Source organism: Flavobacterium lipolyticum (assembly GCF_020905335.1).
In the GTDB taxonomy this organism is placed as follows: domain Bacteria; phylum Bacteroidota; class Bacteroidia; order Flavobacteriales; family Flavobacteriaceae; genus Flavobacterium; species Flavobacterium lipolyticum.
On the sequence record NZ_JAJJMN010000001.1, the window covers coordinates 443612 to 456410 of the forward strand.

The window sequence follows — 12799 nt, forward strand, 5'->3', positions numbered from 1 at the left end:
ACTAAACTAAAATGATAAAAAGTAACATCGATAAAGCAACGGGTTTCGAAAAACGATTCGAAAACATCAATACGGTTGTTTTCGAAAATTCAACGGAAGCCTCTAAAGCAGTCGCTCAGCAAATTGCGGCACTTATTCAATCCAAACAAAAAAACAACGAATCTTGTGTATTAGGCTTGGCAACCGGCTCTTCTCCAAAAGGATTGTATACCGAACTGGTCCGTTTGCACAAAGAAGATGGGTTAAGTTTCAAAAACGTAATTACTTTCAATCTCGACGAATACTATCCGATGGAACCGGATTCGGTTAACAGTTATGTTCGATTTATGAAAGAATTGTTGCTGGATCAAATAGACATCTTACCTGAAAACTACCACATTCCCAACGGAAAACTATCCAAAGAAGAAATCGCGGATTACTGCCACGAATATGAAGCTAAAATTGAAGCTTTGGGCGGAATCGATCTGCAAATTCTTGGAATCGGCGGAAACGGTCATATTGGATTTAACGAATCGGGATCGCTACAAAACTCCAAAACACGTCTGGTAGCACTGGATCACATTACCAGAGTAGCAGCCAGCGGAGACTTTTCCGGATTGAGTAATACCCCCCGAACCGCCATTACACTTGGAGTCAAAAAAATAATGGAAGCCAAACAGGTTATTTTAATGGCCTGGGGAGAAGGAAAATCCAATATCATAAAAAAATCGGTTGAAGGAGAAGTCACCAATCAAATTCCCGCTTCGTTTTTACAGGAACACAACCAGGTTGTTTTTGTACTGGACAAAGAAGCATCCTCAAAACTAACGCGTATCAACAGACCCTGGCTGGTTGAAAAAATCATCTGGACCGATAAACTGATCCGAAAAGCAGTTTTAGGACTGGCGCTCGATTTAAAAAAACCAATTTTGATGCTTACCGATGCCGACTATATTGAAAACGGGATGAGCGATTTACTGGCCGATTCAGGTCCGGCATACGACATTAACATCAGGATTTTTAATAAACTTCAAAATACAATCACGGGTTGGCCGGGAGGTAAACCAAATGCTGACGACACCCATCGCCCGGAAAGAGCAGAACCAGTCCGAAAAAAAGTATTGCTTTTTAGTCCACATCCTGATGATGATATTATCAGTATGGGTGGAACTTTTATGCGTTTACAGGAACAGGGACACGAGGTACATGTGGCCTATCAAACCTCCGGAAATATTGCCGTTGCCGATGATGAAGCCTTGAGATTTGCCAAATTTGTCTGTGATTACAATGACAAATTTAAAATTCAAAGTATCGAAGCTGAAACCATCTGCAAAAAAGCGGAACACTTTTTAAAAAACAAAAAAGCCAGTGAAATTGATATTCCGGAAGTTCGCTATTTAAAAGGACTGATCCGAAAAGGAGAAGCACGCGCCACCAGTCAATTTGTAGGTTTACCGGAAGAACAGATTCATTTTATGGAACTTCCTTTTTACGAAACCGGAGCGATTGAAAAAAAACCTTTGGGCTGTGAGGATATCCAACTGACTATTGATTTAATCGAAAAAATCAAACCGCATCAAATCTATGCGGCAGGAGATTTAGCCGATCCGCACGGAACGCATAAAGTATGCCTGGATGCGATCTTTGAAGCTGTAAAAACACTAAAGCCAAAACCTTTTATGAACGATTGCTGGGTGTGGCTCTACCGGGGTGCCTGGCAGGAATGGGGAATCGATGAGGTCGAAATGGCCGTACCCATGAGTCCTGATCAAGTACTCGCAAAACGCCACGGAATTTTCAAACATCAGTCGCAAAAAGACGGTGTTGTTTTTCAGGGTACCGATGCCAGAGAATTTTGGCAAAGAGCCGAAGACCGAAATAGCGAAACAGCTCAATTGTACAATCAGTTAGGTTTGTCACGTTATGCCGCAATGGAAGCTTTTGTGCGCTGGGAATTTTAGCTTACTAATTCAATTATATCTTTATTTTGTTTAAAAGTGGGTCGGTTGCAAGATCGACTACTTAAAAAGGAGCCTTCTCAAATTATTTTTTGGGAAGGTTTTTTTGTTTTAAAATTCAGGCAATGTTTTGGAATGTGTAGATTGGCGTTTTTAATATGCGCCATTCCTCCGGAATTCAATTGTTATGATAATTTTTTATTCAACGGATTAAAATCCGTTGCTACAAAATTGGTCGAGCCGAGGGCTCTCTCCCAATAGTTCCGAAGAACCGTCTATGTCGTAACAACAGATGTTAATCGTTCAAAAAAAAACAAACACATCACCAAAATCCCATAAAGTTCCGAAGGAACGCTCCATATTGTAACAACGGATTTTAATCCATCGAAAATAAAAAGTACCCATCATCAAAATTCCGCAAAGTTCCGAAGGAACGACTCATATTGTAACAACGGATTTTAATCCGTTGAACAAAATGATATTACACGATTTTGAATTCCGTAGGAATGGCACATATTATATCCATTAGCATAGGTCATTCCTACGGAATTCAATTCTTCCAGCCGATCTATTCTACATGGATTAAAATCCATCCCTACAAAATTGGCCGAGCCAAAGGCTCTCGCCCTAAAGTTCCGGAGGAACGACCGATATTGTAACAACGGATTTTAATCCGTTGAATAAAATGATACCACGGCATTTGAATTCCGTAGGAATGGCACATATTAAAAATAAATGGTAACTTTTCAGACAATTTCGAGTCAAATCCTTAAAAACCAATGACAACAGACATTATAGAATTAAATGATTTTATTGTTTTAATCGAACAATCCAACACCTCAAAACCTTTCATACAGCAATGTGAAATCGACGGAGATGCTGTTGGCTTTGCCTTTTATGGCTCCGGAAATGTTGAACTGGAAATCAAACACAACAATCAGACTAAATACCTGACCAATACAACCGGACTCGCCATTTGTTTTTTTGGCAATCAAAAGGTCGGGTTCTCTCATAAAATAGAACCAGATAAACCACTACAGTCCATCAGCATCTTCACCAAACCAAAACATTTACATTCCCTGCCTCAGGCCGAGAAAGAAATTTTTGAAAATTATCTTCCGGAATTATTAAATCCGCAGGAACATTTTGTTCAGGGGCCTTCCTTTTATATGACTTTGGAGATGCAGGTAGCGGTTCAAAAGATTTTCAATACCACCTACACCGGCAATACGAGATTACTGTTTTTAAGAAGTCAGGTCAACGAACTTTTGGCTCACTTCTATGCGTTGCTCGCAACAGGTACCAAAATTGATCTTTCGGAAATTGATAAAAACAAACTTTTCAAAGCAAAAGAAATTGTAACCAACAGCTATTCAAAACCGCCATCGATCACACAATTATCGCAAATGGTAGGCTTGAACAGTAACAAACTCAAAAAGAATTTTAAAGAACTTTTTGGCATTCCTGTTTTCAAATTCGTTCAGGAAGAAAGACTGCACAAAGCTTACGAACTGTTGCGTGACAACGAAAAAACAGTTCAGGAATCGGCCTGGGAGGTGGGTTATGACAGTCTGAGTTCGTTTTCGAATGCCTTTCATAAAAAATTTGGTAGGCGCCCAAATGAAGTTCGACAGCAATTCTTTTCAAACAAATCATAATTCTTTTACGACAAATGAATCTGTTTTAATCTCAACAACTTTGTATCAGTAATCCTTTAAAAAAAACTGATATGAAAAATACAAAAATTTTAGTTCTGGGTTCCAATGGAAAAACAGGACGCAGAGTAGCCGAAAGATTAGAACAAATTGAAGGTATTGAAGTTCGTTTGGGTTCCCGAAATGAAAAACTACCTTTCGATTGGGAAAAACCGGAAACCTGGGCAGCTGTCCTTCAGGATATCGATACCGTTTATATTACTTTTCAACCAGACTTAGCCATTCCTTCAGCGGTAGAAACTATTCAGAATTTTACTGGTCTTGCCACAAAATTGGGTGTACAAAAAATGGTTTTACTTTCGGGAAGAGGAGAAAAAGAAGCACAGCTTTGTGAGGAAATCGTTAAATCGGCTGCCAAAAACTGGACCATTATTCGTGCCAGCTGGTTCAATCAGAACTTTAGTGAAAGTTTCTTTTTAGATCCGATATTAGCCGGAATAGTGGCCTTACCAAGGGCAGAAGCACTGGAACCTTTTACCGATGCCGATGATATTGCCGATGTGGTTACGGCCGCTCTTTTAGAAGACAAACACAACGGACAAACGTATGAATTAACCGGTCCAAGGTTACTGACGTTCCAACAAGCCGTAAATGAAATTGCCGAAGCCAGTGGTCGAAATATTACCTTTCAGGGACTATCGTTAGAACAATACAATCAGCTTTTGCAGGAATATCAGGTTCCGGAAGATCATATTTGGCTCATCAACTATCTTTTTGAACAGGTTTTGGATGGACGAAATTCGAGTATCACTTCAGATATAGAAAACATTTTGGGCAGAAAAGCAAAAGATTTTTCCGCCTACGCAAAAGAAACTGCCAAGACCAAAATCTGGAACTCTTAAAACTAATACCGATTGTATATTCAATATAGTCCAATTGCATTGTACTATTTTCATATTACATCGGCATTATATCGGAAAACATTGGACTAAAATATAAGTAAAATTGATATAAGATTATGAAATATAGCAGAGGAATATTTTCAGGATTTATAGTTTGGTTGTGCGTTAGTTTTTCTTTTTATCTTTTAGGTAATACTTCCCTTCTCAAAGATTATTTTCTAATACAAGCCGCAATCGTTATGGTATTTATTATTTTTTATGCCATCATTGGCGCAAAATTCTATTATCAGAAAAAATACAACACCAATGGTCTTACGCTTGGAATAGTAATGTCGGGAACAGCATTGTTTTTGGACGTTTTGATAACCGTTCCTTTTGTTGAAATTCCCGAAGGAAGAAGTTATGAGAGCTTTTTCACCAGTCCCATTTTATGGGCACTGGCTGTTATAAACGCTTTTTCGGTGTATCTGTATTGGAAGAGAAAAATTAAAACTTAATCATCCACTTCCGGTTTAGCAGTGCAACAAAGAACAGATAGTATTGTTTCAAATACTTCCTTTTATTCGACACGGATAAAACGGGTGTACTTCGTGAAAACGCGAATGAAAACGGATTCTTCCTTATTTGAAAGATTTTTAATTTTAAAATCCGTTTTGATCAGTGTCTTCGCGATAGCGAATCCGTTAGATCAGCGTTGAATTAAGATTCAGAATTTTCATTGATCAGGTAGAAACTGCTTTTCGATTGTAATTCAATCTAAAATGGTTATACACAAAAAAGCTTGTCGTTAACAGACAAGCTTTCTTATCATTTGAAATCTAAAAAATTAAACTTCTGCCATTTCCGGAACCGGATTAGGAGCAGCAGTATCTTTTGATTCCACCAATTTATTGACTCTCCAAATCAAAAATATTGTCGAAAGTGTAATTACCGCAATTACATATCCCAAAATATCATAGTTTTCGAGAGGTGATGTTTTTGTTTTCTGATGAACAATAAACCCGGCACAAACCGCGGCAATTCCACCTGCAATCTGCTGCAAAGAAGACGAAATCGACATATAAGCACCACGATCTTCCAATCCCGGAATAGCTGTATTTAATGTTGTGGCAGGGATCATTCGACTCATAATCCCCATAAACATAATCATCGTAAACACTACGATTTCCCAAAGAGGTACCGGACCAAGATTGGTGTAAATGATAATCATAATAACCGAAAGTATAGATCCGGCCGCAAACAGTTTAAACTTACTTACTTTATCACTCAACTTACCCACCAAAGGCATAATGAAAAGTACCGAAAGTCCGGTAAAGAAAAAGACCATTGGCAATTCGAGCTGACTGATGTGAATATTGTTGACTAAAAAGGCACTTCCAAAGGGCTGTAACATAAAACCTCCAACCGAGAGAAAAGCGATAGACATAAAACCAACCTGATATTGTTTGTTGCTCAGGGTATGCCACAAATGTAAAAAAGGACTTTTGTCTGACTGCACTTCTAAATGTTTGGTGATCGGTTTCATCTGAGTGATAATAGCAATAAGAATCAATACCGCCAGAACTGCAATCATAATAAAAGCCGAATGCCATCCCCAGTGATTGGCAAAATACAAGCCTACCGGAATTCCTAAAATCTGACTGGAAGCAAATGCCATTTGAATAAATCCCATCACACGTCCGCGTTGGTGAATCACGAACAAATCCGTTACGATCGCCAGGGAAACAGATCCTATTACCCCTCCGAAAAGTCCAGTTACAATCCTTGCCAAAAGCAGCATTACATAACTGGTTGAAAGTGCGCAGAAAACGGTGCCTATAATAAATCCGATATAAAAGAAAATTAAAAGTTTCTTTCGGTCAAACTTATCTGCAAAACCTGCAGCGAGTAATCCTGAAGCTCCTGCACTAAAGGCGTAGGCAGAAACGGTAAAACCAAAATTTGCCGGTGTCATGTTCAGGGTTTTCATTAAAATATCTCCTAAGGGAGAAATAACCATAAAATCGAGTATCACGGTGAACTGCAAAAGTGCTAATATCGCAATAATGATTTTTTGGTGTGTCGAGAAAGCCGGGCTTTCTGTAGTGTTTTTTTTCATTCTTTATAAAATGTATTAGTTTAGTCTAACTCTTGACATTCATGGCCAAAGGATGTGACCATATCAATAATAGTTTCAGGATGTAATGTTTCTGAAACAACTCTGAGAACGCAATCAACATCTTCGCAGTCAATGCTCCATTGCTGAATGTCTGTATGAGTGTCAAGTTTTTGACGGATGGGACAATTGGGGTCTTTGTCGCCAATGTTTGTTTTAAAAATATGTATTGTACTTAAATTTGTTTCCATAATTTTTCATGGTTTTAGTCCTTTTACAGTGGCCTGAAAGGCTTCTTTCATAATTTCCTTAGTAAGTGTAAAGGGTTTTCCTCCCATACTCTTACCTTCAGTATGTAAGTTCAATAAAGTGTACAAAGGCCCATAGGCAACACTCCAAAAAGCCTCAAATGTCATAGGAATCAGCTCGTTATTGCGTAAGCCGTTGTCTATAAACGTTTTCATAATCCTTCTAAAATCTGCAAACTCCTGAATAGAATCCAGAATGATCTCTGAATGAGGGGAATGTTTGACAATTTCAAAAAATGCAACTTCCTTGGGATACTTCATGGTAAAGTTGGCGCGGTTTTCCCACTGTTTCCATAAACCTTCCTCAAATGACATTTCAGGCGAAAAGTTCTTCACGGTGCTGGTAAAAAACTTCAGCGCGATAATGGCACCTATTTTTTGAATCAAATCATCTTTGTCTTTGTAATAGATGTAAAGCGTGCCAACAGAAATAGAACAGGCCTTCGCCAGCTTGTTCATACTAAAACCCTGAAATCCTTCCTGAACAATCTGATCAATTGCCATTTCGATTACTAATTTTTCTTTGTCGACATCTCTTGCTCTCATACTGATTATTTTAGCACAAATATAATATAATAAATGAATGAACATTCTTTTATTATTGTTTTTTTTGTAAAAAAAGAAAACAATTTAGAATCCTGCTTTATTATCACCTTTAAAATAGTTTCTATTGGTATACAACCCTTTACCAACTTTGGAAACAACTCGCTACAAAAACATCTTTGCACTAGTCAATTTATTCGAATTTGGACGTAGAAGGCACGAGACAGTAATCACAAACGCTTCATTTTTCTGCACAAAACTTAAAGACTTTTACACCAATTTAAAAGTCTTTAGATAAATTCATTCCTATCTTCGTTTTAAACAAAAATTCTAAAAAAGCACAATTTTTAAACTGTAGAACCCAAATTTCTTTCAGCCAAATTACTTTTTTATTGAGTATATTAGCCCCTTTTTAGATCATGTTATCCTGAGATAGCAGCAGATTACGAATCAAACAACCAATTATTACACAAACGATATCAGTAGCTACAAACTACAAATGAAATACAAACAAGTTTTTTAATTTTGCCCGAAATTGCCTCAAAAACAACGCTTAAAAATTTATTTAAACAACATTATTTTTTTATATAACCCCAAATTTAACCTACTAACCCTATGAGAAAACCCATTTCTTATTTTTTACCATTTGTCTTTTTCGCAGGCATATTATTCGGATGCAGCGATGATGATTCAAAAGGTGACAGCTACAAAGCAAATTATTTACCTGCCATTGATGCGACAACTTTACCCAAAGAAAATCGACCAATGACCATGTTTGAAGACAGTGAAAGTTCTTCAAAAATGTATGACAACAAAGACCGTTTTTTTCGCATGAATCAGCTTATGCAAGTCATTCAAAAAGGGAAAGATTCTGTACAAGTTTCTCTTTATTCTCCAGTTGGACTTAAAGATGTAAAAGTGTACGCAAAATTACCGAACTATGACAAGCGATTTTTGCTTTTTGAATTTACAACTATCCCTGCTTTTCACCGTTCTGCGCATCAAATTCCATTAGTAAACGGAACTCATGACTATCAGCTTGAAAATGGCAAGGCTGTTACCATTGATAAAATTGATGGTTTCTCTTCGGGAACAATCGAATTTTCGATAGAATCAACCGATCCTTTATTTGCTATGTTCAAAAGAATCAAGTCAAATCGACTCGTACAATTCAGCACCCAATATCACCTTAATAATCCTGCTGATGATCCTAACAAATTTTTACCAATGAATCCTGTTTTGGCTAAAGAAGCGATCGCTATGATTATTAACTACTCCTACGCTATAAGTCATCCTTTGTATTATGACACTTTTATGAATTTTGACCGTTATAAAAAAGAACAAGCAGCAGCGGCAGGAACAAATACTGTAAATGGTGCTTTAAACTGGCACGGAAATGCTGAAGACAAAGATGGTGTTTACGATTATCTGACCAAAGCCCAAATCGAACAAGCCTATAATACTTATATCGACAGCCGAACTATGAATATGGCCATGGTAGGAGGTGGTTCTGCCTGGGGAGGAGGAGCTTTGTCTTCACAATGGGAATCCGGTTATGTGACTGGTCATTGGCAAGGTGAAATGTCGGTTTGGTCACATGAATACTCTCATCATTCGGGCTACAGCCATAGCAGTAATTTAGCCAACAGTGGTGAAGGTGGAGGTCAGCAGGAAATGCTTACTGATCTTTATAAGTATTTAATTTATCTCAATGACCTTCCTTTTACAGATCCTGATATATTAAAAGGATATACAAAAACGAGCTATCTAAGTAAATCTTATAAAAAACCTGTTTTCAAAATTGATCCTAAAAACCCATTTTTAGTAAAATATAAAGGAGAAGGAAAATGGAAATAACCTACAAAACTATCATGAACAAAATACCTTTTTTATTCCTCCTACTCTGTCTTTTTACAGCTTGTAGCGATGATTCTTCAAACGGCAGTGAACCAACAAAATACGATTATTACTTTCCAACGGAAGAAGCTTCCATCACAGCGGCTCAAATTGGGGCAGGAACAGGAACTTTAGATCCTAAAGGAATTACGGTTGCCAACAATAAACTATACGTTTGTAATGGTGACGTACTAGAAGTTTTTGATGCTGTTTCTATGGCTTACATCAAAACGATCTCGGCTTATACAAAAGGAGCGACTACGATTCCGTTTACCAAACTTACTTCAGTTTGTGTAGATAGCGGCCGTCTTTATGTCGGGAGTGTCGATTCCAGACTTTTTGTACTGGATGAGATTACAAATGCCGGAATCAATACCGTTGGAAACGGTCAGTGGTGGAATACTTTTGTGCACGTTTTTGGTGTTGTGGTTAAAGATGGTTTGATCTTCGTAAAAGAAAAACAAACTTCAATCAAAGTTTTTCAAACTACCCAAATTACCGATAGCAGTGATTGGAATCTAAAGCCCATTGCTAAATTAAACACTTTAAATGGTTGGGATGAAGTGTATGCTATGGATATAGATGCAGGCAATTTAGTAGTAGCCGGAAGAGATGCTAAAAGTTATTTGTATTACAACATTGAGTCTATTAAAACTAATGCTGCTGCCTCTTTAACTGAACCCATAAAACCCGTAACAGCAGTTTTTGCCGCCGCAGAGCCTATTGCCATAAGTTTTTCTAAAGACTGGACTATTACATCCGAAAATATAGGGAGTAATAACTACTTACGACTGTATCCAAAAGGAGAATTCAAGGATCGAATCTATACTCCAAGAATAAATGCTCTTGATATTATGGGACAAAATCCATTTGGAAGTATTGTTGGTGTAGCACAATTGAACGATCGTTTGTATTTATCTGATAATACCAACAAGAAAATCAGAGTTATAAAGCTTAATAAAGCAACCATTGCGGAGCAGCAATAATCGTTCACACTTTTAAAATATTTGAAACCTCTAAACTTAAAACTTTAGAGGTTTTTTTATTGAAACATGACCTGTTTTTCAGATTGTTTCCCTATCCTCCCACCCAACTGATCAGTAGATTTTCACCATCATTATATATGTTACTAATTCCGGCGTTCTTTGCGTAAACCTTTGCGTTCTTTGCGGTTAAAAGCAACACAAGAATCATTCAGATTTGTTTCCCTATTCTCCCACCCTACTGATCAATAGATTTTCACCATCATTATATACGTTACTAATTCCGGCGTTCTTTGCGTAAACCTTTGCGTTCTTTGCGGTTAAAAGCAACACAAGAATCATTCAGATTTGTTTCCCTATTCTCCCATCCTACTGATCAATAGATTTTCACCATCATTATATACGTTATTAATTCTGGCGATCTTTGCGTAAACCGTTGCGTTCTTTGCGGTTAAAAGCAACACAAGAATCATTCAGATTTGTTTCCCTATTCTCCCATCCTACTGATCAATAGATTTTCGCCATCATTACATACATTATTAATTCTGGCGATCTTTGCGTAAACCTTTGCGCTCTTAGCGGTTAAAAGCAACACAAGAATCATTCAGATTTGTTTCCCTATTCTCCCATCCTACTGATCAATAGATTTTCACCATCATTATATACGTTATTAATTCTGGCGATCTTTGCGTAAACCTTTGCGTTCTTAGCGGTTAAAAGCAACACAAGAATCATTCAGATTTGTTTCCCTATTCTCCCATCCTACTGATCAGTAGATTTTCACCATCATTACATACATTATTAATTCCGGCGATCTTTGCGTAAACCTTTGTGTTCTTAGCGGTTAAAAGCAACACAAAGATTTACGCATTCATTTTTTATCTCAATTCCTAATTCTTCTAAAAATAAAAAACTCCCACTCAGATGAGAAGGAGTCCTAAAAAAACAAATCAATTTCTATTTTTTTAATTACAATATTTTTTTCTATGCCAATCCGCGGGTCAGCCAGCCTTTTTTATTGGCTGTAACGATAGCATACGGTGTAATCCAAAACAAACTGAAGGTATAAAAAACACTGTACGAATAAGCCCAAAGTGAATCAGCAAAATTATATCTTTTGGTGTAAAACAATACCGGAAAACTCGATACGATTAAAATCGCTAAAAGTGTAGAACTTAAAAATAATATCGGATGTACCGCGATGAAAAAGAACATAAAAAACATAAACGGATACGCCATAATCATCTTCATCGATTGACTCACAAATAAAAGACGTGCTCCGAATTTAGATTCATTCCTGAAATCAGTAAAAACGTACTTTGCCATTGCGATGTTCTCACGCACATTACTTCTGCTCCATCTGATAAACATTTTGTACAATCCCGTATATTCTTCCGGCACGTTGGTCAATACATAAGCATTTCTCTGAAACAACACATGCTGCCCTTGTCTCAAAATCATATTGGTCATGGCACGATCTTCACCAATATCTGAGGGCTGTCCCATAAAAGTTTGATTGATCCATTCGTCCAGACAAGCAAAAACCGAGGTTTTCCTGTAAGCTGCCGCTGCGCCCGGAGTACAAAGCACAGACCCTAACTGACTTTCGGCAGAACGCATAAACTCAAAACTCATCACAAAACTTACATTCAGCATTTTAGGTAAAATTGCTTTTTTGTTGTTCAGTACATGAACATTTCCAGCTACTGCACCACATTTTTCATCTACTACAAACGGACTCACTAAGTTTCTTAAAGTATCTTTTTTTACGATTGAATCACTGTCTACCGTAACGAAGATCTCTCCTGTCCCCAATTCGAATCCACGGTGTAAAGCATGACGTTTTCCTCTATTTTCAGGTTGTTGAAAAATCGTCAAACGATCTCCCAATTTTATTTTTGCCTGCTGCATCCAGTACCAGGTATCGTCTTTACTTCCGTCATCAACCGCTAATATTTGCATCTTTTGCTCCGGGAAATCACTCTCTGCCAAACTCATTAAAGTATCCCAAACCAATTTCCCTTCGTTATAGGCAGGAACAATCACAGTACAAGTTGGTAACATTTCATCCGAAACAGACTCGATTGGTTTATAAGTAAAATACAAGTATAAATTGTACAGAAAAACTCCGGCCTGAAACACAAACAATGCCCCTGCCAGTATCAGGAAAGGGAATCCCCAGCTTGAATTTATTCGCTCCAACTGAAACTGATCAAAGTCAGATTGCAGCTGATAAGCAGTATAAGCTCCAATAAACATAAGGATAAATGTACTTATCAATACAAACAACCCCGTCTTACTTTTGGTTCGTTCGCTTATTTTATTTGAAGTTGCATTGGCGTTACTAATACGAAAAATGGAACTGTTTAAGGCTTGTTGGTTATTAAGATCTGGATTTGAAGTATAAAACTGTTCTGATGTTAAGGTTTCACTTTTCATATGACATTACTTTTGATTGCTTTCTAATGGCTCTTATTTAA

The 12799-nt window shown here is 37.4% G+C and carries 10 protein-coding genes; 6 read left to right on the plus strand and 4 right to left on the minus strand.

Going from position 1 to position 12799, the window contains the following annotated elements; translation table 11 throughout:
* Positions 1–11 precede the first annotated feature (11 nt).
* The 4 genes from nagB to LNQ34_RS01850 all read left to right on the plus strand — a co-directional run bounded on the left by nagB (position 12) and on the right by LNQ34_RS01850 (position 4991).
* Positions 12–1940 carry a glucosamine-6-phosphate deaminase gene (gene nagB / locus LNQ34_RS01835; RefSeq protein WP_229998488.1) on the plus strand — a complete coding sequence of 643 codons (1929 nt, stop codon included), beginning with the start codon at positions 12–14 and terminating at the stop codon, positions 1938–1940.
* 776 nt (positions 1941–2716) lie between these two features.
* On the plus strand, positions 2717–3595 hold the full coding sequence (locus LNQ34_RS01840) for a helix-turn-helix domain-containing protein (protein WP_229998489.1): 879 nt from the start codon (positions 2717–2719) through the stop codon (positions 3593–3595).
* A gap of 71 nt (positions 3596–3666) precedes the next feature.
* A complete protein-coding gene (locus LNQ34_RS01845) occupies positions 3667–4494 on the plus strand; it encodes an SDR family oxidoreductase (protein WP_229998490.1) in 828 nt (275 codons plus the stop codon).
* A gap of 116 nt (positions 4495–4610) precedes the next feature.
* Positions 4611–4991 carry a DUF5367 family protein gene (locus tag LNQ34_RS01850; protein WP_202702404.1) on the plus strand — a complete coding sequence of 127 codons (381 nt, stop codon included), beginning with the start codon at positions 4611–4613 and terminating at the stop codon, positions 4989–4991.
* 329 nt (positions 4992–5320) lie between these two features.
* Here LNQ34_RS01850 and LNQ34_RS01855 read toward each other — a convergent pair whose 3' ends face one another.
* Genes LNQ34_RS01855 through LNQ34_RS01865 form a run of 3 tightly spaced genes read right to left on the minus strand, consistent with a single transcriptional unit; the run spans position 5321 to position 7443 of the window.
* On the minus strand, positions 5321–6592 hold the full coding sequence (locus tag LNQ34_RS01855) for an MFS transporter (RefSeq protein WP_202702403.1): 1272 nt from the start codon (positions 6590–6592) through the stop codon (positions 5321–5323).
* A 20-nt stretch (positions 6593–6612) separates the two neighbouring features.
* The gene (locus LNQ34_RS01860; protein WP_202702402.1) at positions 6613–6840 is read right to left on the minus strand and encodes a hypothetical protein; all 228 of its coding nucleotides are present in this window, start codon (positions 6838–6840) and stop codon (positions 6613–6615) included.
* 6 nt (positions 6841–6846) lie between these two features.
* Positions 6847–7443, minus strand: a complete 597-nt coding sequence (locus tag LNQ34_RS01865; RefSeq protein ID WP_202702401.1) for a TetR/AcrR family transcriptional regulator — start codon at positions 7441–7443, stop codon at positions 6847–6849.
* Between the two features lie 612 nt (positions 7444–8055).
* On the opposite strand from LNQ34_RS01865, the gene LNQ34_RS01870 reads away from it, so the two are divergent.
* Both LNQ34_RS01870 and LNQ34_RS01875 read left to right on the plus strand, forming a co-directional pair.
* A complete protein-coding gene (locus LNQ34_RS01870) occupies positions 8056–9297 on the plus strand; it encodes a hypothetical protein (RefSeq protein WP_229998491.1) in 1242 nt (413 codons plus the stop codon).
* On the plus strand, positions 9288–10322 hold the full coding sequence (locus LNQ34_RS01875) for a hypothetical protein (RefSeq protein WP_202702399.1): 1035 nt from the start codon (positions 9288–9290) through the stop codon (positions 10320–10322). The genes LNQ34_RS01870 and LNQ34_RS01875 overlap by 10 nt, the downstream gene beginning before the upstream one ends.
* Before the next feature lie 981 nt (positions 10323–11303).
* Here LNQ34_RS01875 and LNQ34_RS01880 read toward each other — a convergent pair.
* The gene (locus LNQ34_RS01880) at positions 11304–12758 is read right to left on the minus strand and encodes a glycosyltransferase family 2 protein (protein WP_229998492.1); all 1455 of its coding nucleotides are present in this window, start codon (positions 12756–12758) and stop codon (positions 11304–11306) included.
* Between the last annotated feature and the right edge of the window lie 41 nt (positions 12759–12799).